This is a genomic window from Leptothoe sp. LEGE 181152 (assembly GCF_032906605.1).
Classification (GTDB): domain Bacteria; phylum Cyanobacteriota; class Cyanobacteriia; order Phormidesmidales; family Phormidesmidaceae; genus Leptothoe; species Leptothoe turfae.
Map to the genome: position 1 here is coordinate 127,671 of NZ_JASATU010000012.1, position 25,513 is coordinate 153,183.

The window sequence follows — 25,513 nt, forward strand, 5'->3', positions numbered from 1 at the left end:
ACCCTGAATAATGGAGATACAGCTCACCAGGCAGTACAAGGTCAAGAAAATCGCCGTATAGGATAATATCCCCAAAGATAAGCAACCACCTTTGCCAAAATCTGTAGCCAATCATGGCCTCCCCTCAGAAACTCACCCTCCTATAGATAGAATCTCATCTTAAGCGTAGGTAATGAAAATCAGGAATTCATGAGTATATCCTGCCGGTTTCCCATATTCGCCACCTCATAAAGTTCTCACGTTTCATGTCTAACCTATAGACGTACTTAGTGACAGAAAGTCAATTCGTATCAGATAACCCCAGTGGCCCTGCTCAAGCCAGCAGCAATAGAAGAGAAGGAATTACCATAATGACCCAAATACCCAGTGTACAAATCTTTAAAAATATTCCTGAAGAAATAAGCGGCGTAAGCCTCAGACGAGATCCATCAACAGGAACCCATATTGCAGTGATACGATTTAAAGCTTTAGCGTCTATAGAACATTTCTTGAGCTTTAGAAAAAGTTCAAGAAATGCGTTACACCTGATCGACACTGAGGGCGAAATCTTAATAATGCCCTCTGGTGTCAAAATGTTCTATGGAGACATAGATGGAGAAGAGCTCACAGGCGTTGAATGCAAACTTGAGATCGATCGAGACGATCATTGGGAACGGTTCATGCGATTTATGCATCGCTATGCAGAAGCCAATGGGTTAGCCTATGGAGAATCTGAATCAACCTAGATATCGCGTAGACAATTAGATAGATTGAAATCCCATCATTCGATAAGTTTCGATAAGTTTTGCGTCCTGCTCTCCGCACCACAGCTAAGCATATGTTCTACAGTAAGTAATATGCATGCCAGGGGGCAACTGCCCATGGTCAGCCCACGAAACAACATCATATTGCTGAGATAGAATATGATGCACGACGCTAATGCGGAGAGCAACCAAGCCAAACTCTGCCACCATAGGACGCAACATCAATGGCTGTGGTGGAAACAGCAGTCTCGGTATCACTACAATCAACAAACCCAGCAGCAATGCTAGATCTATCAGGGGTTCTCGTGGCTGCCCATGGGGTCTCACCAGCACTCTCGTCTTGACGTGAGGCTCGTGGTGAGGCCTATGGCCAAATCGCAGGTCCCACAAGTACCTGTGAGGGCCTACCAGGACTTTCGTCTTAAAGTGGGGGGCATTATCTTTTCCGATAGAGTAGTGTCATCTTTCCTGAGAATCTTAATCAAAAGAACAATGTCTAGGTCTGAGTTACCTCATTGGTACCTCACTGGTACATCTAAAGTACAAAGAAATTATGGGGAACCTATGAGTCCCTGTAGAATAGGGCGACTCCCATGACAGAACCCGCAACTGATATGATCATCATTGGGGCTGGCATTGCCGGATTAGCAGCTGGTTGCTACGCCCAGATGACTGGTTATCGCACCCAACTCTTTGAGCTACACAACCAGTCTGGCGGTTTCTGTAATTGTTTATAGCGCCCTATCGGCTAGAAAATCATTTAGTTGCTCTTATTTCACACTGCCATTAAGCTGAGCAGTCTTTCAAGTCTCCCCGTTGGGTCACCGCCATCCAAACCCTACAAGATGATTCACCTTGCATCAAAGCTCAGTCTTCTTTTGCTTGATCATTCACATCTGCTGATTCTTGTCGCTCAATAACAATCGTCAGGTGGGCTACCATAGCACCAATGATTCCCACAGCTGCAATCACAGGAAAAAAGGCAGCACTAATAACACCACCAAGGACTCCCACAGTCATGGGAATCTCAATCAGAGTATAACCTTCTTCATTTTTGATAATAATGCGGCGAATATTACCTTGGTGAATCAGTTCTTTCACCTTGGCAACAAGGGCATCACCAGAAATTTTAAGCTCTTCTACAACCACCCTCTCGGCAGACTTGTCCTCTGACTCAGTAACAGTGACCCCTTCAGAATTGGAAACATCGGACGCCGAAACATCTAACGTTTGAGTCACTTTTCCAGGATGAGTATTCATAACAAAGTCTTTTGACAGCTTACATCTATAAGCTAAACAAGATTTATGAGGAAGTTGTGAAGAACCTCAAGTCAATCAACCTGAGGTCAAGTAATCTGAATAATGCATATAAAACAGGGATTCACCCAAACAGAATTTTTTATCCAAAAGGTGTTTATTTTTCTTAAAGATTGAAAAACAAACACCTCAAAGTCTTATGATGTAGTTAAATCAGCTTCAAAGGGCTAAAAAGACAAAGGAGGGTATCTCCCCCAAAAGGGATAACTGGAAAAGGATATCTCTAAGCAAAACGGTTTTACTCTTCTTCTGCTTCTTGTAAATCAAAGCTGACCGTAGCCTGTAAGGAGACCAATCCTATATGCGATGGGTTATTCAAGGTAAAGATCTTAAAGTCACAGATGCCATAAATGACTATGTCCGTCAAAAAATTGGTAAAGCACTAGCACGTCATGAAGATATTGCAACCAAAGTTGACGTTAAGCTATCCGCCCCTCTTCAAATCAAAAAGCCATCCCAACAACGTGCTGAGGTGACGGTACATGCAAGTGGCACAGTTATTAGAGCCGCTGAAAAACATGAAAACCTCTATGCCAGCATTGACTTAGTAACCGATAAGCTGATTCGTCAACTACAGAAATATAAAACCAAAAAACAACGTCGAGCCCAGCCTCGGGAGTCCCTTAGCAATGATCTAAATCAGTCACTTGAAACAACTGCTTTGGAATCGTCAGATCGCTCTCCAGAACTACCGCCTAAAGTAGTGCGCAACAAGTTTTTTATGATGCCTCCTATATCTGTCGAAGAGGCTCTGGATAACCTCCAACTCGTGGATCATGATTTCTATATGTTTCGCAATGCCCAGACTGATGAAATCAATGTTATCTATGAGCGGAACCATGGCGGCTATGGCGTCATTCAACCGCGCGAGCAGTCTGATAGTTAGCGAAGTGATATAGGTTGGGGCATAGGCGTTTTTATCGTTAACGCCTATGCCCATAAGTTTATACCTCATGGGAAAGACCAACAATATCATCAGACGATAGAGGCAGAACTACTGCCCATAGGAGCCGAAGTGTCAATGTATTCATGGTAACCTCTTTATCTCCCCATGCATGGGTAACCGCACTGCATTAGCGAGGGGAGTAATTGTCATATACCCACCTCAACCTTAACCACTACACCAGGCCTCATACTCTCTATCCTTAAATGCCTCTGGATACTCTTCATCGTAATATTGCTCAGAGGCCGTCTTGTCAATGGATTCAGCTCGTTGACGTGCAGCTTCTGCTTGTAATGCATCGACCGCTAACCAAGCATTGAGGCAGGCCTTTGACGCTGGACCATTCTCTCGGCAAACATGACGTGCTTTCTCTGAGAGATCACAAATTTGATCCGCAAGCAAGGTTTCCTGAGGTTGTTCAATTGCGTTACTACGTTCCAAAATATCGGTAACAGACACAATTCCCAATAGTTCCGATTGAATGACGGGGGCACTGTGTAGATTCGTCTGGGTCAATAACCGGGCTGCATATTCCACACCTAAATCAGGATTTAAGACGATACAGGGTTTTGTCATCAGTTCATAGACTCTTATCCACCTAGCATCTCGGCCAAACGCGATCACTCTGCCAACAATATCTTCAACCGTGATTACACCATAGGCATCTAGTGCATGGCTGCGTTCCACAATTAACGCCTGAACCCCACGCTGACTCATCAGCTTAGCGGCTTCTGCTATGGTTGCAGAGTTACGAATAGTAACCACTTCGCGGGTCATAATATCGGCTACTCGCATCATTATAGATACCTCTACTAATTTACTGGCCAATCACATAGCTGTACGGGCGATGTCATCCGCGGACTATCATACAGGTACATGGATTGCATATTCAGCTTTGCGGTGTGAAAGATAATCCACTTCACCTGTTCTTCTCCCACACCCTCGCTATGGACTAACTCAGCCTGACTTAAGGATAAAAGCCCCTCTGGAGAGTCCCAAGTGAACTCTTCCTGAGAGATCTCTGGCCAGGGATTTCCTGTCCAACTAATCACTAGACCTTTACCCTGGAACCAGTCATCAATAACTGAGCCACGTAAACAGACAAATGCACTGCTGTGGGGATAACCATAGTAGCCATCAACAATTGTGCCCTGTTTATCAATATTTAGACAGGTTCCTGAACCATCACGCCAATCTTCAGGGGCAGGCTCAGTACAAAGCTGATAGGCCCCATCCGTGAGATTGGCCAATGGAGTTTCCATGGTAGGGGACTGCGACTCAACAGTGACAGGAGTGAGTAAGATAACACCCAATGTTAGAAGCCAGCCAAAGTTAATTAACCTAACTGGGCAACATCTACCAGCCATAGAGATGCCTCCAGCTATTTCTCTAGGTTGATCCTAGACAAAAACCTTGGTGAACTTATGAGGATATTTAATAAACCTTATTCATGTCCAGAATGGTTGTCTTGGGCATGTTTAGAATTCTATATTAGAAGAATCAACCATATGCCCACACCATCTTTGCGGTTGTGAAGGAGACTTTTTATGGGCATTACTCTGTCCCGTACTAAATTGCTCCCCATGCCTATGCTACCCCAGCTAAAGAAAGTTCTAAACGATGGCATATTTCCAATTAAGAATCAAAAAAATTGAGGATTTTTTATCATTATTTTGATAGATTAAAGATGTAAGGCTTGAGTTTTTTTACCTTACAAAGGGTACCAAAAGTGCTTATTGTGTCTGCTAATCACGGAGACAAAATTTTACCTTAAAGAGACTTTTTGAGACTGGCCTATTACAAGCAAAGCAATACGGTATAGTCTGAGTCGTAAACAATGACTAACTCGTCTAAAAAGCTATAGAGGAGGGTGGCATGGCTTACGGAAAAGTTACAGAAATAGTCAGTAATACAGCAACCAATGACAACAACCTTGGTCATGCTGTAGGGCTCGTTCATGGACATGATGGAATACACGGGGTTCGGAACGCCGGAATCTCAATTGGTGGCGATCTAATTGGGATTGTTCGCAATATCAATGCTACTAGCCTAGATCTGATGGATCCGAACCAGTTTATCTACGTCTGAAGAGCACTGAGTTAAATCCTATAACCCCAGACATGCCAAGGTCATATTAAAAGTTGTACTCGTCCTATCTCTCTAATAATAAAGATTCTTACCATAGAGATAGGAATCTGCCTAAGAGGAGGTATTGGCTGTGACCGCTGCCTATCATGACCCGATTGCGTTAGACCTCGAAATACCGATTTGGGAGCGCTTTTTTACCGTTTCGCCGCTCGTGGTCATTGGTTCTCGTGAACCCAAGGGAAACTATAATCTCGCCCCCAAACACCAGGCCATGCCCTTGGGTGACGGCAACTACTTTGGGTTTATCTGTACCCAGTGCCACCATACCTATCAAAATATTGTGCGAGAAAAGGCATTCACCGTCAGCTTTTTGCGTCCCAATCAAGTTCTATCTGCTAGTCTGGCAGCGGCTCCCCGTGATGCTGATGATCAGAAACTAAGCCTGTGTGCCTTACCCACGGTAACGGCCACTGTCATTGATGGTCGGCTGTTGGCTGACATTACGTTGGGGTTAGAGTGTCAGCTCTTAAAGATCGTTGATGGCTTTGGTGATAATAGCTTAATTGCCGGGAAAATTGTCGCAGCTAGTGTAGATGACGAAGCTTTACGTACTGCTGCTGAAGATGATCAGGACATTTTACTGCGTTCACCCCTATTGGCCTATTTATCTCCAGGTCGCTATGCCAAGATTGATCATAGCTATTCTTTTCCCTTTCACGTTGGTTCTCATCCATGACTGTGACTCAGATACCTGCTCAGACTGGTCGCTTACTTCTAGACTATTTTCTCCAGCGCCGTGAAGCTATGGTTGAAACGGTGCAAGAGTTGGCCAATTTTGAGTCTCCCTCTACGGTGCCAGCTTCGCAGCAACCGTTACTAAATCGGTTACAATCAGCCTTTGAAAAACGTGGTTGTCGGGTACGACGGTTGGCTGGAGAGCTTACCGGTGGTCATCTTTTAGCAATTCCTAAACAAAATTCTCCTGGCCAGCCAAAGCAGTTAATGCTAGGGCATAGTGATACGGTTTGGCCCCTGGAAACCCTTGCTACGATGCCCATTTATCGGCGGCAGGGAAAACTCTACGGTCCAGGGGTATATGACATGAAAGCGGGTATCACAATGATGCTGTTTTCCCTGGAAGCATTGCAGGCATTGGAGCTCAAGCCTCAGGTGTTGCCGTTGGTGTTTCTCAACTCTGACGAAGAGATTGGTAGCTTTGAGTCTACGCACCATGTGAGGCGGCTGGCAAAGATTTGCGATCGCACCTTTGTCCTTGAACCCTCCCTAGGTCCCCATGGTCATCTCAAAACTGCCCGCAAAGGTGTAGGTCATTTCACCATTGAGGTCATTGGTCAGGCCGCCCATGCCGGCCTCGAACCGGACAAAGGAGTCAGCGCCATTTTAGAACTCTCCTTTATCATTCAAAAACTGTTTGAGTTAAACGATCCTGACGCCGGTATCACCGTTAATGTCGGCACCATTGACGGCGGTATTCGCCCCAATGTCATTGCTCCCGTCAGCCGAGCTGAAGTGGATGTGCGGGTGCTGCATCACACCGATGTTAACCGCATTGAACAGACTATTCTCACCCTACAGCCCACCACCCCCGGCATCCAGCTAAAAATCAAGGGAAAAATTGGTCGTCCTCCCCTGGAAAAAACTCCACGCAATCAACAGCTCTGGCAATTAGCCCAACACACTGCAACGGACCTGGGTTTTGATTTAGAAGAACGTACCGTGGGCGGTGGCTCTGACGGCAATACCACCAGTCTATACACCGCCACCTTAGACGGTATGGGAGCCGTTGGAGACAGTGCCCATGCCCCCGGCGAATGTATTTACCTTGACCCCCTGGTCGAGCGCACTGCCTTACTAACACAGCTGTTGCTTGCCCCTAAACTCACTCACTCCCAAGCAAGCCTGTGAATAAATCTCCAGGAGGCTATGATGGAAAAACGATATGTATTTGGTGCCCTGACTCGCATTAGTGATTTAGATACTGTTCCATTTACGGTTCGGCACTTAGCTAGAGACTATTGGGCAACTGGCGACTATGTTGTTGGGGAAGTCCTCTCAGCCCATCAACAACCAGATGCAATTGAATTGACGACTGGTCGCATGGCTCGTCTGATGCCAGGAGACTGGGTAGTAGGAGCCTTTGGTGTACGGCGCGCTACATTAGAAGCCGTAGGAGACTGGCAATCTATTCAGAAGGACTGCCTGATGGAAGATATGACCAATGCCGGATTCTTTGGTCGGGTAACCTCAAAATCGGTATTGATTGGCCCACAGCCTGTTTTAATGTATCGCGGCCATGTGCAACGGGATAGTCATAAGGTTTGCATGCAAGACTTTGTCCCCAGGGTGGAGCCGCAACCCTATACCTGTCCCACCATTATGATTATTGGTACCTCTATGTCAGCCGGTAAGACGACCGCAGCGCGGGTAATTATCCGTTTGCTGAAAGAAATGGGGCTGCGGGTCATTGGGACAAAACTCACGGGAGCTGGCCGCTATCGCGATATTTTGTCGATGCATGACGCCGGGGCCGATGCCATCTTCGACTTTGTGGATGCAGGATTACCGTCCTCTGTGGTTCCTCCCGAAGAGTTTCGGCAATCTTTACGACAGCTGCTATCGAGAATTATGGCCCAAAGCCCTGATGTGGTAGTGGCTGAAGCCGGAGCCTCCCCCTTTGAGCCCTACAATGGTGCCGTTGTTCTAGACGAGATCACAAACCAAATTAAATTTACGGTACTGTGTGCCTCTGACCCTTACGCTGTCATTGGTGTGAGTCAGAGTTTTGGCATTACGCCTAACATTGTGAGTGGCATTACGACTAATACAACAGCTGGCATTGAGTTGGTGGAAAAATTAGCAAAGGTTCCAGCACTCAGCCTGACAACCGATGCATCTGTGGATAAGCTACGAACCTTACTCAAGGAGTGTCTATCTGAGAACCGCTAAGCCCTCCCCCGTTGCTGCACTTCATGCTGGTTCCGAGTTGGCACTGGCTTCAATCTGTTGAAGATAGGTCAGGGTTTGTTCTGCTTCTTCTAAATCAAGTTTGCTAATGGCAAATCCTACATGGACCACTACGTAGTCACCGGCCTGGGCTTCAGGTACATAGGCCAAGCTAACTTCTTTGACTACGCCTCCAAAACTAACTCGGCCCATGCGAGATAGATCCTCCCCTTTAATACTGATGATTTTTCCGGGTACGGCCAGACACATCGTTGTTCTCCTAAGGATTAGACAGACATAGACAGATGACGTAATGCACCGATTATCTGCCCAACGGCAATCCCACCATCATTGGGCGGCACACGCTGATGCCAGTGGGGGGTGAATCCTGCAATTTGTAAATGTTGAATTATCTGCTCACTGAGAAGTTTGTTTTGAAAACAACCGCCGGTCAATATGATATTGGAGTTGTTGATGAGTTTTGCGATCGCAGTCACAATTTCCACCAACGTGCGGTGAAACTTGGCTGCCACCAACGCTGTCGCCACCCCCTGACCCTGATCATGAATGATCTCTCGCACCATCGGTCGCCAGTCAATAACGTAGGGTACAGTACTTGAAATTCTAAAAGGATAGCCTCGCTTAACCATTGTTTCAGCAGCGACAAACTCCAGTGTCAACGCCGCCTGGCCTTCAAAACTAACAACTTGATGTAAATTAAGCAGTGCCGCCACCCCATCAAAGAGTCGCCCCATGCTGGAGGCCATAGGCGTATTAATTTTGTTAGTCAGCATTTGCTGTAGAACAGTCCGTTGAGATGCTGAGAATTCTTGTACGGGAACTAAGTCATCGCGCTCAAATGCCACGTCGCCATAACAGCTATAAAGCAGGCCCAAAGCAGACCTTCGAGGTTCTCGGCTACATAAGTCCCCCCCAGGTAGAGGAAAGGGTAACAAATGGGCAACTCGTTCAAAACCAGACGTCGTAATCTGGAGAAATTCTCCTCCCCAAACAGTTTGATCAGGACCATACCCCATACCATCCCAGGCAACACCCAGGAGCGGCGCATCTAGGGAATGCTCAGCCATACCCGCGAGAACATGGGCATAGTGATGCTGTACCGAGATCACGGGCACAGCCCATTGCTCAGCCAGAGTATGGGCCAGTCGCGTAGAGCCATAGTCCGGATGAAGATCACAGGCAATGGCCGTCGGCTGACAGGTATAGAGAGAAAGCATGTCAGTCACGGTGTGTTTCAACCGTTCCAGGGTTAGTGGGGCATCCAAATCACCAATATACTGACTCAGCACAATGTGATCGCCTGAAAACAGAGCAATTGCGTTTTTGAGGTGAGCACCCAAGGCTAAAATACGCGCGTCAGAAGCAACTAGACCAGACAGCGAAATCACCTGGGGTGCATAGCCTCGACCATGACGTAATACCTGGCATTTGTCGTGGATAAGTTGAACAACAGAGTCATCAACCGGACGTTGGATGGGACGATTGTGGACCAAGAAACCATCTGCCACGGGGGCTAGTCGCTGGAGGGCATCTTGTTTAGCAATACAAATAGGCTCCCCGGAAAGATTTCCACTAGTAGCAACAACAGGAGAGGTAAACGTCTGAAGGAGAATATGATGCAGCGGTGTGGTCGGCAGCATGACCCCCAGACGATCCATCTTAGGTGCAATATTGTTGGCTAGGGAAGAACTCCCTAACCGTTTTGGCAAAAGCACAATTGGAGCCTGGGCTGAGGACAACAATTTAGCAGCGTCTGCGGAGACCTTACAGTCCTGGTGAACCTGTTCTAAGGTAGGGTACATCAGGGCTAGCGGTTTATCAGGGCGTTCCTTACGTTGTCTGAGACGGGCCACGGCACAATGGTTTTGGGCATCCACTAGTAATTGGAATCCACCCAACCCTTTCAGCGCAACAATGTCACCCCGACGTAGCATGGCGATAGCCAAGTGTAGCGGGTTGCCAGACTGCTGTGGTCCTTTTTGTTGTTCTTTTATCCAAAACTCTAGATGCGGACCACAAACAGCACAGGCATTGGGCTGAGCGTGAAAACGGCGATGGGAAGGCTGGGTGTATTCAGCCTGACAGTCTGCACACATGGTAAAGTTCGCCATCGTTGTGTGGCAGCGGTCATAGGGCAATATCCGGATAATGCTAAACCGAGGACCACAGTGGGTACAGTTGGTAAACGGATAGTGATGGCGGCGATTATGAGGGGAAAGAATATCTTGCAAACACTCAGTACATGTGGCCAGGTCTGGCAAAATTTGGGTCTCAGTAGCATTGCCCACAGCCTCAGAAGGCCAGATGTGAAACCCTATTACCCCCTGCGCTGGTAGGTCCTGTTGCTCAAGTGCTCGAATCACTACATGGGGTGGCACGTCCTGTTGTAGCTTTTGAAAAAAAATCTGTAACGTCTTTTCAGGCCCCTCTATTTCAATCACGACGCCCTGGGAAGTATTTTTCACACCACCCGCCAGACCTAATTCTGTTGCCAGCTGATACACAAATGGCCGAAAGCCCACTCCCTGCACAGTCCCTCGCACTGTCAGGTGACGTCGACAAAGGGAAGGAGTTACCGGCATCATGACTGTTCTAACATCATGTTTTTATAGCTTATAGCCAATTTGTCGTAGAAATTGTTGGCGCTCAGCCACATCCTGCGACTCCTCTACTCCCTTGGGCGCAAAACCATCAATAACGCCCAAAATGCCACGTCCCTGGTCGCTGGTGGCGATCACCACCTGGACCGGATTGGCCGTAGCACAGTAAATGCGACAAACCTCTGGACATTGTTTAACAGCGTTCAGCACATTGACCGGAAATCCGTGCTGCATAACAATCACAAAACTGTGACCTGCGCCCATAGCTTTAGCATTTTCAACTGCCACTGTCTGTAGCGACTCACTATTCCCAGCTGCGCGAATCAAACAGGGGCCAGACGCTTCGCAAAATGCCAGACCAAACTTGATCTGGGCAGAGGCATTGACCATGACTTCGTAGAGATCTTCTACGGTTTTGATAAAATGGCTCTGCCCCAAAATCAAATTGCTATCGCTGGGCAAGTTTAAATCAACAAGTGTTAGTTCCATTGATAATTCCAAAGAGTGATGTATTTAGGGGGCGTTATGAAAATGCAGTCCCGGCTAAAGGTGGTATCAGAAATCTCACTTAACATGCATTCACAACAGGGTTTATCTTGTCATGGCATTGAAAGATGGCCTGTCCTAAGTAAGCATATAAACTGGCTAACCCTTCACCGGTAGTAGCAGAAAGTTCAAATACTAAAGCTTGGGGAGTAATCAGATGTAGATGATGTAGTGCCTCATCACGATTAAAGCCTACAACTTTAGCTAGATCAATTTTGCTAATGATAACAGCGTGAGCGGACTTAAAAAGGGTGGGATATTTCAGTGGTTTATCTTCTCCCTCAGTCACAGACAGCAACACCAGGCGCAGGTCTTCTCCTAAGTCATAGGCAGCAGGGCAAACCAGGTTACCTACATTTTCAATGATGAGTAAATTTAGGTCATCCAAACCCAGTTGTCGTGCGGCCCGACCAACACCTTCTGCTTCTAGATGGCAGAGATTTCCTGTGTTAATCTGTATGACTTTTTGACCGGTTTGACGCAGCCTTTCGGCATCACGGTCAGTAGCCAGGTCACCGACAATCACACCTGGTTTCACCTTTCCATGCAGGCGGTCTAATGGATCAGCTCCCGCAATTAAGTCACGGTCATTGAGGATACGCTGAATCAGCGTTGTCTTACCCGCCCCCGGAGACGACAACATATTGATCACCAGAAGATGCGGCCAAAATGCCCGATTATGCTCGGCATAATGATCGTTCTTCTCTAATACATTCTGATGTAACGGCAAAATCTGCCGGTCATGCTGACAACCACAATGTCCACACATACTAAATGCACCTCCTTATGAAATTTCTAAGGACGTGAGTGCTAAGGTTTTACCTTGACGAATGTCCGTACTCAATTGATGACAGCGTGGACATTTATACACCCAGTCTGAGGGCTGAAATATCTGTTGGCATGATGAGCAATAGCACCTCACGGGTATTGGTATAAGCTCTAGCTCGGCTTTTTCTGCCAGGGTACCGCCACTGACCACGTCAAAGGCAAATGCCAGAGCATCTGGATCCACCCCTGACAATTCTCCTACCTGGAGTTGGATACGATGAATCTGTCGAGCACCCTGATCTTGCGCATGGTCTAAGGCCACAGATAAAGCAGCCTGTATCAGGCCAATTTCATGCATGGGGCTGGTTGTCGATAGGTAACTAAGAATTGCTCAATTGACCTCAAGGCGCGATCGCAACCTTGATGGGCTTTGGATGAAAGCTGACGTCCTAAACCACAGGATTCAATGGGAATTTGCAATAGCCAAGCCTGGGGATGATGGTTGTACAGCCGCTGGGTGAGATTGAGTAACGCCAGCGGATCGTAGCTGTGGGCTGCAAACGCCATGGACTCAGGTTGCTCGTCGTAGGCAACAATGGGATCAATCTGTACCGTTTGAATACCCTGATTACCACAGGCATCCACAAACATCACATAGTTTGTTTTCGCTAATTCAGCGGTCAGTTCTGGTGTCAGTTGGGGCACAGCCAAGGATTTAACAGCCGGCAAGTGCCATTCGGCCACCACCATCGCAACCCAAGGACCAACGGCGTCGTCTCCGCATAGTTCATTACCGTAACCAATGATTAAAAAGTCATATTCAAGCGTTGTTAATTTTTGAGTCGATGGCAGCATAGGACCAGCCTCGTGTGTGCTCTGCTTTTTCTTAAAGCTATTAAAAAGATATGAGGATCTTATGAAGTCTTAACGGTAACATTCAGCCAGCAGCTGCCCCTCTGCACTGATCAACTGGAGCTGCAGCGGCATTTTGCCAAAGGCATGGGTAGAACAGCTCAGGCACGGATCAAACGCACGAATACCCGCCTCTACACGATTTAGCATGGGTTCTGGAATCTGGGGACCGTGAATATAATGACGGGCAATCTGGGCAACCGTACGATTCATGGCCAAATTGTTCTGTCCCGTAGCAATAACTAGGTTGACGTAAGTTAATAAACCCGTGTCATCAATTTTATAATGATGCAACAAAGTACCCCGTGGAGCTTCCCCGACGCCGATAGCTTCATGTTGATTGACATCGGCTCTGGCTCTGAGATGATGGCTCTGTAGGTCTGGATCGTCCAGGGCAAGCTCAATTCGTTCAATACAGGTGAGAATCTCAATCAGTCGCGCATAGTGATAGAAAAAAGAACTGTTACCCATATCGTACTGCCGGAAACGTTGCAGCTCAATTTCGGCCAGGGGCGTGCCGATGCGATCGCAAATATTCAACCTGGCCAGCGGCCCTACCCGATACAGGCCATTTTCTAAGCGACAATGTTGCGTCTGATCAGGATATCCCAAAGGTTTATAGTAAGGTGACTTTAAATAGGAATCTGGCTGCACCGCCTCACCGATGAAATCTCTGTAATTACTGGGATCTAGCTGATCCCCAAGAATGTTGCCACCGCTATCGACCACTCGCAAACAGCCATCATAGTGCTCCCAGGTACCATCAGCACCAACTAAGCCCATAAACAAACTGGGAAAATTACCAAAGATATGAACCTCTTCTTGAAAGTCTTCCAGTAGTTTCTTAAATAGGGTGAGCGTTTCTAAGATCGTTTTTTTAGCCTCAGATAACTGCTGACAAATTTGCTCCCGCCCAACCCGTGACAGACTGCTCCTAACACCTCCTGGGACAGCCCAAGCTGGATGAATCTTGCGTCCCCCCAGTTGTTCAATCACGGTTTGACCAAACTGACGTAGCCGCACTCCCCCCCGAGCTAGTGCAGGCTCAGTTGCCATGACCCCAAATACATTACGTTGAGCCGGATCACTCTCCCAGCCCAACAAGAGATCCGGACTGCTCAAGTGAAAAAAACTCAGAGCATGGGACTGAATAATCTGTCCCAAATTCATTAATCGCCGTAACTTCTCTGCCGCTGGGGGGATTTGCACTGCCAGTAGACGATCACCAGATTTAGCCGATGCTAACAAATGACTGACAGGACAAATGCCACAAATACGAGCCGTAATTCCTGGCATTTCCCAAAAAGGGCGACCCTCACAAAACTTCTCAAATCCACGAAACTCAGTTACATGAAATCGAGCATCTGCAACCTCTCCCTGATCATCCAAATAAATCGAGATCTTGGCATGTCCTTCAATCCGAGTAACCGGGTTAATGACAATTCGTTTGCTCACCGCACCGATAGTTCCTCAGGCTAACTACGAAATGACCGTCCACTCACGTCAACCTTTTGGATATACAGGCGTTCCAGGCAAAGTCTCTCCAGTATTTGCTTGAATTTCCTCCAGCACCTGCCAGGCAATATCACATTCTTGCTGGATCTGCGCATCTTGATCATCAATGACACGAGCATGCTGAAGAGCTTCATTGACACGTCGGGATAGATCATCCTTGGATAAGGCTCCTGGATTACCTTTCATTAAAATATCCGTCATTGAAACAATCCCTAAGAGCTGTTCATTTTCAATCACAGGAGCCCGATGAATCCCGGACTCGGAGAAAATTTTGGCAGCTTCTTGCAATGTTGCCTCCATCGGCATACAAATACAGGGGCGTCGCATGATTTGGTCAACACGAACAAAATGAGGTGATCGCCCCTTAGCAATTACGTTATAAACAATATCTCGTTCCGTCAAAATGCCATAGGGACCTTGCTCATAAAATTCTTCTACGATTAGCGATCGCACTCGCTTAGTCCGCATCAGCCAAATAGCATTTTCTACCGTAGCCGAACTGCGAATGACAACAACCGGCTTGGTCATAATATCTTTAACAAATAACATGATCGCCCTCCCTCAGCGGTGACTCCAATACAAACAGGTACCCTACCCCTTATTTTTATGTCGAAAGTGTGAGGAACCTGTGAGGAAATCCCCTATTCAGGCATTTATTTCGTAGATGAGTGATGGGGTAATGGGGTGATGATTGAAGGGCAAGCGCTTTACTTCACCTAGCCAAATTTAATCAGTTCAGGACCTACCAAATGTGGTTGTTTCCCCTGTAGCAAATGCCCCAACACAGCTCGAATCCGTTTAGCATCCGGTGGACAGCCAGGTAAATAACAGTCCACCGATACCACCTGGTGAACAGGTATGACCTGGTTTAGCAAGGTGGGAACCAGATCTCCGTGGGGCAATTGGGGTTGAACATCTGCCTCTAGATAAGCGCGGTTGAGAACAGAGTCGGCTGACTCCGATGCACCGAGGATGTTGCGGATGGCCGTGACATTGCCAGTGATCGCACAGTCACCAAAGGAGATGAGAAATTTGGTGCGATCGCGAACCTGATGGATCATGTCTAGATGGTCTTGGTTTGAGATCGCACCCTCCACCAATACCACATCCACACCGTCAGGATAGGTCTTAACATCCGCTAGGGGGCTGTAGACTAACTCCACCTGACTAGCCAGCTCAAATAGCCACTCGTCCAGGTCGAGAAACGACATATGACAGCCAGAACATCCCCCTAGCCAAACCGTTGCCAGTTTAAGTTTTGCCATGGTCTATAGACTCGCAATATATGTAGAAATTTTGAGGAACTTGGGAAGGCAGTCTGTTTATCTAATCCACTGTTGTTGCTGACGAGCCGTTGTAATAAAGCTAAGCTGTTCTCGATCATGCTGCATTTCCCCAACCGTTGAACCCCGATGAAATAAGGCTCCTGTCGGACAAGCATTCACACACTTACCACAGGAGGTACAGCTACTCGACTCTCCCCAAGGTTGGTTCAAATCGCTAATCACATGGGATGTATGGCCTCGCCCAGCCATATCCCACGTATGGGCCCCTTCCACCTCATCACAAACTCGGATACAGCGCGTACAGAGAACACAGCGATTGTGATCAATCCCAAAACGAGCATGGGAAATATCTACCTTACGGTCTGGAAACTGATAGGTAAGACCAACATGATCGATCCCCATTTCCACCGCTAAATCTTGCAATTCACAATTACCATTGGAGACACAGACCGCACAGACATGATTACCTTCAGCGAGCAGCAATTCCACAATGGTGCGTCGATAATGGTGTAGTCGCTCGGTATGCGTCTGCACCACCATAGCTTCCTGCACTGCTGTCGCACAGGCAGGTAAGAGCTTAGACGCTCCTTTCACTTCCACTAAACACAGGCGACAGGCTCCTACGGTAGATAATCCCTTTAAATAGCAAAGGGTAGGAATTGCGATCGCTGCATTTCTAGCAGCATCTAAGATAGTCTCTCCCCCACGGGCACTAATCAACTGATTATCAATGGTTAGAGTTTTAACAGACATTGGAGATTAGTGTGAAAATAAAGTGCTAGTAAACGTCAAATGGAAACGATATTACTCTTAAGGAGATAAGATGTAGACCCTAGGGACGATACAATTCTGATTCCAGGTTATTTTAAAACGTTGAGAAACTTATGAAGTTTTTTGACCTCAGTGACTATTTTCTCACTCTTATTTATCTAAGTGTCAATGTGTAAACATCTTAGATAAAACATCAAACTACATAAGATAATAAGGATGTAGGATAAATCGTTCATCTCTTTGATGGTGATTTTTCTGATAGGGAAACACCAACAGAGACGGAAGTAGGGAGTCATCCCGAAGGAACGCGCCTCTCTTCTCTACACAGTCTAAGGAGGCGGCACTATGTTAAAGTATCGTGGTGTTTCTTATAATTACCAGCCTACAGAGTTGGGCACTTGCCCTACAGGTGATGTGGGGAAATATCGTGGCCAGGATATTCAATTTAAAACTGTTGAAAATCCTCCGCCTGCGTATCCCTTTGAGGCTAAGTTGGTTTATCGGGGTGTACCTTACACGGTTGGTGAAACAATTGCTGAATCAACATCCATAACCACTGTTGCTGAAACAGCTCCTGTTGAGTTTCTGTCGATTAAGGCTTGGATGCGTAGCCTTGTTATGAAACATCTGCGCAATATTCGTCGGCGTGAACACTCTATGCTGGTTCGAGCTGCTAAAGATGTCGGTCTACCGATGGAAAATGCTGCCGAATATGAAAGCCATATTCAAGGGAAAATTCCCCATGACTTTGCTGGTTATGACCGCAGTAAATCGGCCATGAGTTGAAAGGTCTGGCTCAGCCATGAGTCTAATGAGACATACCGTTTCTATCGCTAAACTGCCAGGCCCCCTTAAGGGTAAGTGGTAAAGCTCCTGAGTCCAATGTCCTTAAGGGCGTTGGACTTTTCTTGAGGGTTGAAATGATATGCCTGGTAAGGATTCAACACGACAGGTTTAACCTTTTAGCCTGATAAAAACAGTTTCAACTTATCTTTCTCCGGGAGAAGGAGGATGCTATGAGCTTGATACGTTTTAGTCGTTTGTTAGCTGCGACTGTGATTGGGTTGGTGGCATGTGTGTCACCTGTGAGTGCGGACTCCCGAGATAGCACTCTCCATATTCTTATATGGCTCCACTAATCAACTGATAACGGGGTTACTACCAACGATGCAGAAAAGCCAAATGTCCTTAAGAACAGTGGACTTTTCTGTATCGTTTAAATAATCTGTCTGGTCAACGCAACCGGTTTCAACTTAAACGTATTTTAGGAAATCGTAGAGTGGAATATTCTCCTCCCCCCTGGCCGCTAAATTCCAATACCCGAGCACCATCAGCTACTCTATAAATAGAGCCCTTACAGAAGGGAAAGAGAGCGAAAATGACATAGATCCTGGTGTACCAAGAATTTTCATGTAATAGTGCAATCTCATTATCACCAATGCTCAATGTTGTTTCAACGATATAGTCCTGATTATGGGCATAAATCGTTGCATCCAAAGGAAACTTCTGTTGAGCCTTGGGGTCCAAGCACCAATGGTGATGCTGCCACTGTAATTGGCCTTCCCTAGCCCAAAAGCGAAACGCTTGTGGAACACCCTCGATGGGAAAACTAAGGTCTAGATAACTTAAGTCTTGAGAATGATGATAGGTTTGCCAAACCCATTGAACACCAGTTTTTTCGTCTGACATAGCGGCAAAATCCCAGCCGCCTGCCCAAAATAGCCATCGCCCAAAGGAATTTTCGCGATAGCCATGGCCAACAATTTCAAAAGTTACTTTTTGCCTTAAGTCTCGAATATAGCCAGAGACTTGAGTCCGAGGCCAAATGACATCAACGGTCCATTGTTCCCATGGCAGAAGCCCCATATCTCGACCGGTAATGGGCGTAAATACTTCGCTGCCATGGGAAGAGTGATTTTGCCAATCTTCTTGTACGGCCAGCTGATACTCAATGTCATGGGTGCACCCTGCTATCTGTAGACTATTATTGGGTTTCACGTGGAAAGTAGCCTGGAGATTACTGACATCATCCTGGGCGGTGAGGGATTTGGTATCGGTGGAAAGTTGAGCCTGATCGAAATCGAAATGTAGGAAATTTGCGATTTTGTGACCATGAGTGAACATGCCTGCGATCGCAACACCCACACCACTCGGCAACAGTGTAAATCGTTTTAACCAACGTACTCTTTGAGCAGTTGGATCAGCTAACACATAGCCAATGGATCCAGTAAAGGTTCCTCCATGGTCATGGATCATAAAATAATCCCATTCCAGTCTTAAGCGACTGAAAATGCCAAACGCCTGCCGTGGGGGCTGCAAAATATGCCACCCTAACTGTTTGTCTGTACTAGGTGTTGTGGACATGAATTTTTCCCGTAACCATAGAGCCCTAAACAACTGAACCCACCTATGAAGCCATTGTTTGTAATGCCTAATGATCTCCCCCCTGTTCCGCCAGGTCTGATACGGGATGGCCCATGGTAAAATCTCAGGCAGACACTTCAACACCCCCCACCGCCATCGCCGCCAAATATTCATCTCGGAAATATCGCAGCGTACTCAACACTGGATTTGGAGCCGCCTGTCCTAAACCACACAAACTCGTATGCTTCACCACATCACACAGCATCTCCAGTTGCTCTAAATCTGCGGGTGTTGCCCGGTGTTCTTTAAACTTTGTCAACAACTGGTAAAGTTGTACCGTCCCAGCCCGACAGGGAATGCACTTCCCACAGGACTCATCCATGCAAAACTGCATAAAAAACTGAGCAACATCCACCATATGGGTATGCTCATCCATCACAATCATGCCGCCTGAGCCCATAATCGAACCCAGTTTTTTCAGCGATTCATAATCCACAGATGTGTCAAAAGCATCCGCAGGAATACAGCCACCGGAAGGCCCGCCGGTCTGCACAGCCTTCACCTGAGCTCCATCTGGGGCACCCTGTCCCATTTCTTCCACAATCTCTTTGAGGGATATTCCCATGGGTACTTCAATCAGTCCTGCATTTTTCACCTTGCCCGTGAGAGAAAAGACTTTAGTCCCTTTACTCTGCTCAGTCCCAATAGAGGCAAACCAGGCCGCACCATTACGGATAATGGGAGCAATGTTAGCATAGGTCTCCACGTTATTAATTAATGTGGGACACCCCCATAATCCTGACTCAGCGGGGTAAGGGGGACGCGGTCGAGGAATTCCCCGTTTTCCTTCAATGGATGCCATTAAGGCAGTCTCTTCACCACAGACAAAGGCACCTGCACCCATGCGCAAATCAACGCGAAAATCAAAGGGAGAATCAAAAATCTGACTGCCTAAAAGACCATGGCGCTTGGCCTGACGAATGGCAGTTTGTAGATGATTAATGGCCAGGGGATACTCTCCCCGCACATAGATATAGCCCTGGTTAGCACCGACGGCGTAGGCTGCGATCGCAAGTCCTTCCAACACCCGATGAGGATCACTCTCTAACACGCTGCGATCCATATAAGCCCCCGGATCACCCTCATCCGCATTACACACTACATACTTTTGCCCCGACGGCATTTTTGCCACTGTGGCCCACTTTAATCCGGTCGGATAACCTGCCCCACCTCGACCCCGTAGACCGCTGCGGGTAATCTCATCTACCACCTCGTCGGGTGACATCTCTCGCAAACAATGATAAAGCGCTTCATACCCAGATGCCGCAATATACCCCTCAATCTTTTCTGGATTAATGCGACCACTATTTTCTAAAACAATCCGATGCTGTCTGGTAAAAAATGGACTATCCATCGGCTGAGTTTTGAGATTGCTGCTTTCAGCGTGAGGCGATTGAGTGAGCAATGCCACAATAGCCGCAGACTGTTCTGGCGTCACCTGCCGATAGAGCACATCAGCTACGTCTTCAGATTCCACCCGTACCAATGGCCCCTGACTGCACAACCCCATGCAGCCCACACCCGACACCTGCACCTGAGCTGTTAAATTACTAGCAGCCACCGCCGTTTTCAGATGTTCTTTAACGACAGCACCATTAGCAGACAGACAGCCACCAACCGTGCAACAACAAATGCGACATTTTTTTGGAGCAGCTGATGCAGACTGCCGTAATTGCTCTAAAGTCATGACTTAGATGCAGATAAACAAGTATTCAGACGTGCCGTTACGCTTTCTACGGTTTGATGCCCTTCAAGCCGCTCATCAAAAACCACGGCAGGGGCAATGCCACAGGTACCCAAACAGCGAGCCGTCATCAACGACAGCTGCCCATCAGACGTTGTCTCTCCAGCTTTAATACCCGTAGTTTTTTCCAAAAAGCTGAGCAGCTGTGCCGCCTGTTTTACATAACAAGCTGTCCCCATACAGACAACACAGCTGTGTACGCCTTTTGGAGCTAACGAGAAGAAGTGATAAAAGGTAGCTACACCATACACCTGACTAGGAGGCAGTTTCAGTCGCTGAGCAATGTGCAGCAACAAATTGATATCTAAATAACCAAATAGCTCCTGAGCGCGATGCAACACCTCAATCAGCGCATCTGGACGATACTGATGCCGTTTCATGGTGGCTTCTAACAGGCGTAATCGCTTGTTAGAAGCTGAAGGAGCATGAATGGTGGAGTTAACAGTCATTGATGGTCTACGATGACGTCCTCAGTCTTGTGTTCATGACGTTTGGTTGTATTCGACCCATGGACAACCAGGACTGAACAGGGAGCATGATGCATGACATCATGACTCACACTCCCCGATAGCATCTCACCTCCCTATGCCCCCCTACACAGACAGCTCCCTAGGTCATGGTCTCCGCCTCCATGGCCGCAATCGCTAAGGTGGTCTTTAAGACAGAGTCTGGATTGAGACTAATGGAATCAATCCCCTGCTGCACCAAAAACTGAGCAAATTCAGGATAGTCACTCGGCGCTTGGCCACAGATGCCAATCTTGCGCTGATTCGCCTTCGCCTTCGCAATCACCTGACGCACCATCGCCTTGACCCCAGCACTGCGTTCGTCAAAAAGATGGGCCACCAGGGCAGAATCCCGGTCGAGGCCCAGGGTCAGCTGCGTGAGGTCGTTCGACCCAATGGAGAAGCCATCAAAGATCTGGCTAAACTCATCCGCCAAAATCACATTGTTGGGAATCTCACACATCACATACACCTGTAACCCCTGTTCCCCTCGCACTAACCCATAGCGGGCCATTTCAGTGAGCACCTGCTGCCCTTCTTCGGGGGTCCGACAGAAGGGCACCATGGGAATCAAATTGGTCAAGCCCATGTCTCGACGCACCCGCTGTAGGGCCTGGCATTCCAAGCCAAACGCTTCCCGATAGCGCGGGTCGGTGTAACGAGAGGCCCCCCGCCAGCCAATCATCGGGTTCTCTTCGGTCGGTTCAAACGACGCTCCGCCCAACAGATTCGCATATTCATTACTCTTGAGGTCGGAGAGCCGAATCACCACAGGCTTGGGATAAAACGCCGCGGCAATCATCCCTAACCCATGGGCCAACTGTTCCACAAAGTAATCGGGCTTATGGGCATAGAGCGAGGTCAGCTGCTCAATCTCATGTTTGATGGGGCCGACGGCTAACTGGTCAAAGTTGAGTAAGGCCAGGGGATGCACTTTAATGTGGTTGGCAATGATAAACTCCATGCGCGCCAACCCCACCCCATCACACGGAATTTTCGCAAAATGAAACGCTTCTTCGGGATTCCCCACATTCATGAGAATTTGGGTCCGCGTCCGGGGGATGTCATCAATCGCCGTTTCTTCGACCGTAAAGGGCAGGTGTCCCCCATAGACTTTACCCACTTCGCCAGCGGCGCACGTCACCGTCACGCTCACTCCGGTGGCTAGACGCTCGGTCGCGTTGCCACACCCCACTATCGCCGGAATGCCCAACTCCCGGGCAATAATGGCCGCATGGCAGGTGCGACCCCCTTGGTCGGTGACAATCGCACTCGCCCGTTTCATAATCGGTTCCCAATCCGGGTCTGTTCGCTGGGTAATCAGCACATCCCCCGGTTGAAACTCGGCCATGTTTTGCACCGATTGGATCACCCGCGCGGACCCCTGACCAATCATTTCACCCACCGCTTGACCCGTCACTAAGGGCGTCAGGTTGGTGGTATCCGCCTGGAGAACATAATTACGCAGAATCGAGGCTGACGTTTGAGATTGAACCGTTTCCGGGCGCGCCTGCACAATAAACAACTCTCCCGTGAGACCGTCTTTCGCCCACTCAATATCCATCGGCGTGTAGGTGCCCCGCACCTGGGTATAGTGGTCTTCGATGATGCACGCCCACCGCACTAGGGTTAAAATCTCATCATCACTAATCGCATAGCGCTGACGCTCCACCTCCGACACCGGGACATTCTTCGTCAGCTTGCTACCGCCCACGTCGTACACCATTTTGATCTCTTTACTGCCCAGGCGCTTTTTCAATATGGGACGATATCCCTCCCGAAGGGTCGGCTTAAACACTAAATATTCATCGGGGTTCACCGCCCCCTGCACCACATTCTCGCCCAACCCATAGGCGGCGGTGACGAGTGCCGCGTTCTTAAAGCCGGTTTCGGTGTCGATGGAGAACATCACACCCGAGGTCGCCAAGTCCGAGCGCACCATCCGCTGCACACCCACCGACAGGGCCACCGTAAAGTGGTCAAAGCCCTTGATGGTGCGATAGGAGATCGCCCGATCCGTAAAGAGCGAGGCAAAACATTTATGGCACGCCTCCAGCACGCCCTTGACACCATGCACATTCAGGTAGGTTTCCTGTTGGCCGGCAAAACTCGCATCCGGCAGGTCTTCAGCGGTGGCACTCGAGCGGACCGCCACATCCAGCGCTGGATTCCCACTGTCAGCACAGAGGGTCAAGTACGCCTTGGCAATGGCCGCTTCGAGCTCCGGCGGAAAGGGCGTGTCGAGGATTAACGAACGGACGGTTCGACCACAGTGGCGCAGGGCCGTGACATCGTCGATATCTAGATCGCTTAGGTGCGCTCTCAACGCCTCGTCCAGACCGGCCTGCTGTATAAAATAGCGATACGCATCGGCGGTGGTGGCAAACCCAGTGGGCACCTGCACCCCTTGGGGCGTCAGCTGTTGAATCATCTCGCCCAAGGATGCATTTTTTCCCCCCACACAGGGAACATCATCAATCGTAATCCGCTCAAATTCAAGGATAAAGGCGGATTGAGTCGGCGTCGGGGCCAAATTTGCAGGGGTCGTTTGCACCATAAAAACAGAATCCAAAATAACAATCACTAGAAACGGGGGTGACCGTTTCCAATCTGGGTATAAGTCAAGACTTTGAGGAATCTATGAGGATGCCCACCCACGTATCGTTTCATTAACGCCAGACCGGGGGGCAGTCCCTTTTTTGGCATCCATGCAACAATTAAAGCAGGGTAGATGAGAGTCGTCGTCTGCTCGATGGAGTTCTCGTTCAACAGGGTGCAACAGCCTGGCTGTTGACCTAGGAGGAGACTATGAAACGACACTATTTAGCCACACTCCCACTCATGGCCCTTTTGATGGGCGCTCCCCCCAGTCGGGCAGAGGCACCGATTGACTCAGGCTTGGAGGCACGGGTGGCCGCCAATGTACAACAACTGCTCATCACCAACCACTGTCAACGCTGTTATTTGGTCGGCGCTGACCTCAGTCAAACGCATTTGATTGGCGCGGACCTCCGAGGCGCGGACCTCCGAGGCGCAGACCTCTCCTGGAGTAACCTCGAAGGCGCGGACCTCACCGGGGCCAGCGTGACCCATGCCAATTTGACGGGGGCCTTTTTGACCAATGCCAGTCTGGTCAACGCCAACTTAGACCATGGGAATTTTGCACAGGCTCAGCTCTACTATGTGGATGTGACGGGGGCCTCTATGGAGAACCTCAACCTTGCCCAGGCGACGGTCGTGGGCACTCCCATCAGTATTGGGGGAGGCACGGTACCGGCTGAACCGGGCAACCACCTCCCGATCTTTGTCCCGGATGAGGAGCACCCCCTGGTGCCGCCCCAGAATCTCTGGCTTGTGCCACACCCTCATACCCCTGACATCTTGGATGTACCCACACACATTATTCCCCATGCTTGAGGGGGTATGAGAGCCCTCCCTTATCCATACCCAGAACCGGCAGGTGTTCCCGTAGAGGACCCAGCCGGTTACACCTTGGACGTGATTTATGCTCGAAATATTAGTCATAACAACGTTGGGGACGACGTCATTTCTCCCGTCAAGAAATAGTTCACTACGGCCACAGGACATCCCTTACCAATCGTTACTTAGGTATGCAGAGCCAGCAGCCCATCTGCATTTTCCAGATGGGCTGCCAACCCCTTATTGTAACCACAGTTCCACCTGCTATGGCCTACTGATTAGTCTCTGAAATATCTCCTTCAAAGGGCTGTACCCCCGTTTCAGGATAGTTATCATCACTGGGAGAGAAGAGTCGTTTAGCAGCATCAAATATCCAAACTGTAGATTGCTGAATAGACTGACCAACCGTGCTTACCATTCTTTGTAATGCGCTCATAATAAAGCTCCCTTAATGCAGATAAATTGATCTAGCAATGCTTTTCTTTGTAGGAATATTGCAATTCCCAACAGTCTTCTAAAGACTAAACTCTATGGTTAGGCAAAACTGCTATGGCTCTAGAAGAATTATCTTGCTGCTTGTATCAAACAGCGATTGGTTCAGATAACGCCATAAAAGCATCCCTACATGCTCCAAGCGAGTTTTCTAGATGAACACTGGCTACCCCCCTCCCTGATTGTTTAATATCGAACACCTTTTAAGATACAGAGAAAGTTTGGGGATATTGTGAGGACAAATAGTATGGTGCAATGAACACGCCGACAGCCCCTAGTACCTCCCCATTTACAACCAAGCGTTACGGCCCTCAGGCACTTGCAGCTAAATAACCACCACGTCCCATGCACCCATCTACCCATCCATAGTCCTAGCCTGGGAGGTTTTGTGGGCAATCTAGCACTCTGGTGGTATTTCCTTCAGCCTTTTAGAGCACGCCGTTAAAGAAGTAT

Annotated in this window: 28 protein-coding genes, 1 pseudogene and 1 riboswitch; of the genes and pseudogenes, 9 read left to right on the forward strand and 20 right to left on the reverse strand. The window is 48.3% G+C overall.

The window, feature by feature from the left end; genetic code table 11:
- Positions 1-350 precede the first annotated feature (350 nt).
- Both psb28 and QGP82_RS06985 read left to right on the forward strand, forming a co-directional pair.
- Positions 351-725, forward strand: a complete 375-nt coding sequence (gene psb28, locus QGP82_RS06980; protein WP_499058028.1) for a photosystem II reaction center protein Psb28 — start codon at positions 351-353, stop codon at positions 723-725.
- Between the two features lie 611 nt (positions 726-1,336).
- Positions 1,337-1,480 carry an NAD(P)-binding protein gene (locus QGP82_RS06985; RefSeq protein ID WP_499058031.1) on the forward strand — a complete coding sequence of 48 codons (144 nt, stop codon included), beginning with the start codon at positions 1,337-1,339 and terminating at the stop codon, positions 1,478-1,480.
- 130 nt (positions 1,481-1,610) lie between these two features.
- Here QGP82_RS06985 and QGP82_RS06990 read toward each other — a convergent pair whose 3' ends face one another.
- A complete protein-coding gene (locus tag QGP82_RS06990; protein WP_499058033.1) occupies positions 1,611-2,003 on the reverse strand; it encodes a DUF4342 domain-containing protein in 393 nt (130 codons plus the stop codon).
- Positions 2,004-2,361: 358 nt separating this feature from the next.
- Between QGP82_RS06990 and hpf the strand changes: the two genes are divergently transcribed.
- Positions 2,362-2,946 carry a ribosome hibernation-promoting factor, HPF/YfiA family gene (hpf, locus tag QGP82_RS06995; RefSeq protein ID WP_163670489.1) on the forward strand — a complete coding sequence of 195 codons (585 nt, stop codon included), beginning with the start codon at positions 2,362-2,364 and terminating at the stop codon, positions 2,944-2,946.
- Between the two features lie 225 nt (positions 2,947-3,171).
- Here the strand turns inward: hpf and QGP82_RS07000 are convergent, their stop codons facing one another.
- From QGP82_RS07000 to QGP82_RS07010, 3 genes are all read right to left on the reverse strand, one after another.
- Positions 3,172-3,801, reverse strand: a complete 630-nt coding sequence (locus tag QGP82_RS07000) for a CBS domain-containing protein (RefSeq protein WP_163670487.1) — start codon at positions 3,799-3,801, stop codon at positions 3,172-3,174.
- A 14-nt stretch (positions 3,802-3,815) separates the two neighbouring features.
- Entirely contained in the window at positions 3,816-4,265 is a 450-nt protein-coding gene (locus QGP82_RS07005; protein WP_163670479.1) for a hypothetical protein, read from the reverse strand.
- 535 nt (positions 4,266-4,800) lie between these two features.
- Positions 4,801-4,962: a hypothetical protein gene (locus tag QGP82_RS07010; RefSeq protein WP_250565187.1), complete on the reverse strand. Its 162-nt coding sequence runs from the start codon at positions 4,960-4,962 to the stop codon at positions 4,801-4,803.
- A gap of 259 nt (positions 4,963-5,221) precedes the next feature.
- On the opposite strand from QGP82_RS07010, the gene QGP82_RS07015 reads away from it, so the two are divergent.
- The 3 genes from QGP82_RS07015 to QGP82_RS07025 are packed head-to-tail and all read left to right on the forward strand — an operon-like array spanning position 5,222 to position 8,058.
- Positions 5,222-5,827 carry a flavin reductase gene (locus tag QGP82_RS07015; RefSeq protein WP_348918270.1) on the forward strand — a complete coding sequence of 202 codons (606 nt, stop codon included), beginning with the start codon at positions 5,222-5,224 and terminating at the stop codon, positions 5,825-5,827.
- Positions 5,824-7,017 (forward strand): M20 family metallopeptidase, encoded by a 1,194-nt coding sequence (locus QGP82_RS07020; protein ID WP_499058035.1) that lies wholly within the window; start codon positions 5,824-5,826, stop codon positions 7,015-7,017. Before QGP82_RS07015 ends, QGP82_RS07020 begins: the two co-directional genes overlap by 4 nt.
- Positions 7,018-7,038: 21 nt before the next feature.
- Positions 7,039-8,058, forward strand: coding sequence for a hypothetical protein (locus tag QGP82_RS07025; RefSeq protein ID WP_163671847.1), 1,020 nt, complete (start codon positions 7,039-7,041; stop codon positions 8,056-8,058).
- Between the two features lie 21 nt (positions 8,059-8,079).
- Here the strand turns inward: QGP82_RS07025 and QGP82_RS07030 are convergent, their stop codons facing one another.
- From QGP82_RS07030 to hoxU, 10 genes are all read right to left on the reverse strand, one after another.
- Positions 8,080-8,325, reverse strand: coding sequence for a HypC/HybG/HupF family hydrogenase formation chaperone (locus QGP82_RS07030; RefSeq protein ID WP_163670471.1), 246 nt, complete (start codon positions 8,323-8,325; stop codon positions 8,080-8,082).
- Between the two features lie 17 nt (positions 8,326-8,342).
- Entirely contained in the window at positions 8,343-10,661 is a 2,319-nt protein-coding gene (gene hypF / locus QGP82_RS07035) for a carbamoyltransferase HypF (RefSeq protein ID WP_499058037.1), read from the reverse strand.
- A 21-nt stretch (positions 10,662-10,682) separates the two neighbouring features.
- A complete protein-coding gene (locus QGP82_RS07040; protein ID WP_499058040.1) occupies positions 10,683-11,165 on the reverse strand; it encodes an adenosine-specific kinase in 483 nt (160 codons plus the stop codon).
- A gap of 79 nt (positions 11,166-11,244) precedes the next feature.
- Positions 11,245-11,991 carry a hydrogenase nickel incorporation protein HypB gene (hypB, locus tag QGP82_RS07045; protein WP_499058042.1) on the reverse strand — a complete coding sequence of 249 codons (747 nt, stop codon included), beginning with the start codon at positions 11,989-11,991 and terminating at the stop codon, positions 11,245-11,247.
- A gap of 15 nt (positions 11,992-12,006) precedes the next feature.
- Positions 12,007-12,348 (reverse strand): hydrogenase maturation nickel metallochaperone HypA, encoded by a 342-nt coding sequence (gene hypA, locus QGP82_RS07050; RefSeq protein WP_499058044.1) that lies wholly within the window; start codon positions 12,346-12,348, stop codon positions 12,007-12,009.
- Positions 12,330-12,845 (reverse strand): hydrogenase maturation protease, encoded by a 516-nt coding sequence (locus tag QGP82_RS07055; protein ID WP_163670462.1) that lies wholly within the window; start codon positions 12,843-12,845, stop codon positions 12,330-12,332. Before QGP82_RS07055 ends, hypA begins: the two co-directional genes overlap by 19 nt.
- Positions 12,846-12,914: 69 nt before the next feature.
- The gene (locus QGP82_RS07060; RefSeq protein ID WP_499058046.1) at positions 12,915-14,357 is read right to left on the reverse strand and encodes a Ni/Fe hydrogenase subunit alpha; all 1,443 of its coding nucleotides are present in this window, start codon (positions 14,355-14,357) and stop codon (positions 12,915-12,917) included.
- A 48-nt stretch (positions 14,358-14,405) separates the two neighbouring features.
- A complete protein-coding gene (locus QGP82_RS07065) occupies positions 14,406-14,966 on the reverse strand; it encodes a CBS domain-containing protein (protein WP_163670458.1) in 561 nt (186 codons plus the stop codon).
- Positions 14,967-15,133: 167 nt separating this feature from the next.
- Positions 15,134-15,682 carry an NADH-quinone oxidoreductase subunit B family protein gene (locus QGP82_RS07070; RefSeq protein ID WP_163670448.1) on the reverse strand — a complete coding sequence of 183 codons (549 nt, stop codon included), beginning with the start codon at positions 15,680-15,682 and terminating at the stop codon, positions 15,134-15,136.
- Between the two features lie 57 nt (positions 15,683-15,739).
- The gene (gene hoxU, locus QGP82_RS07075) at positions 15,740-16,456 is read right to left on the reverse strand and encodes a bidirectional hydrogenase complex protein HoxU (RefSeq protein WP_163670446.1); all 717 of its coding nucleotides are present in this window, start codon (positions 16,454-16,456) and stop codon (positions 15,740-15,742) included.
- A gap of 245 nt (positions 16,457-16,701) precedes the next feature.
- A riboswitch (Glutamine riboswitch) is annotated at positions 16,702-16,786 on the forward strand.
- A 33-nt stretch (positions 16,787-16,819) separates the two neighbouring features.
- On the opposite strand from hoxU, the gene QGP82_RS07080 reads away from it, so the two are divergent.
- Positions 16,820-17,260 carry a DUF4278 domain-containing protein gene (locus QGP82_RS07080; RefSeq protein ID WP_499058048.1) on the forward strand — a complete coding sequence of 147 codons (441 nt, stop codon included), beginning with the start codon at positions 16,820-16,822 and terminating at the stop codon, positions 17,258-17,260.
- A 462-nt stretch (positions 17,261-17,722) separates the two neighbouring features.
- On the opposite strand, the gene QGP82_RS07085 is transcribed toward QGP82_RS07080, so the two are convergent.
- The 5 genes from QGP82_RS07085 to ppsA all read right to left on the reverse strand — a co-directional run bounded on the left by QGP82_RS07085 (position 17,723) and on the right by ppsA (position 23,705).
- Positions 17,723-18,838: a hypothetical protein gene (locus QGP82_RS07085; protein WP_163670442.1), complete on the reverse strand. Its 1,116-nt coding sequence runs from the start codon at positions 18,836-18,838 to the stop codon at positions 17,723-17,725.
- 124 nt (positions 18,839-18,962) lie between these two features.
- Positions 18,963-20,585, reverse strand: coding sequence for an NADH-quinone oxidoreductase subunit NuoF (nuoF, locus tag QGP82_RS07090; RefSeq protein ID WP_163670440.1), 1,623 nt, complete (start codon positions 20,583-20,585; stop codon positions 18,963-18,965).
- Complete coding sequence (gene hoxE, locus QGP82_RS07095; RefSeq protein WP_163670435.1) at positions 20,582-21,091, reverse strand: bidirectional hydrogenase complex protein HoxE; 510 nt, start codon at positions 21,089-21,091, stop codon at positions 20,582-20,584. Before hoxE ends, nuoF begins: the two co-directional genes overlap by 4 nt.
- Positions 21,088-21,216, reverse strand: coding sequence for a universal stress protein (locus QGP82_RS07100; protein ID WP_250565185.1), 129 nt, complete (start codon positions 21,214-21,216; stop codon positions 21,088-21,090). The genes hoxE and QGP82_RS07100 overlap by 4 nt, the downstream gene beginning before the upstream one ends.
- A gap of 35 nt (positions 21,217-21,251) precedes the next feature.
- Positions 21,252-23,705 carry a phosphoenolpyruvate synthase gene (gene ppsA / locus QGP82_RS07105; protein WP_499058051.1) on the reverse strand — a complete coding sequence of 818 codons (2,454 nt, stop codon included), beginning with the start codon at positions 23,703-23,705 and terminating at the stop codon, positions 21,252-21,254.
- Between the two features lie 251 nt (positions 23,706-23,956).
- Between ppsA and QGP82_RS07110 the strand changes: the two are divergent.
- Together QGP82_RS07110 and QGP82_RS07115 are read left to right on the forward strand one after the other, a co-directional pair.
- Positions 23,957-24,412 (forward strand): annotated as a pseudogene (locus tag QGP82_RS07110) (pentapeptide repeat-containing protein); the annotation flags it as partial.
- A 159-nt stretch (positions 24,413-24,571) separates the two neighbouring features.
- Positions 24,572-24,715 carry a hypothetical protein gene (locus QGP82_RS07115; protein WP_163670433.1) on the forward strand — a complete coding sequence of 48 codons (144 nt, stop codon included), beginning with the start codon at positions 24,572-24,574 and terminating at the stop codon, positions 24,713-24,715.
- Between the two features lie 124 nt (positions 24,716-24,839).
- Here the strand turns inward: QGP82_RS07115 and QGP82_RS07120 are convergent, their stop codons facing one another.
- On the reverse strand, positions 24,840-25,004 hold the full coding sequence (locus QGP82_RS07120) for a hypothetical protein (RefSeq protein WP_163670432.1): 165 nt from the start codon (positions 25,002-25,004) through the stop codon (positions 24,840-24,842).
- Positions 25,005-25,513 lie beyond the last annotated feature (509 nt).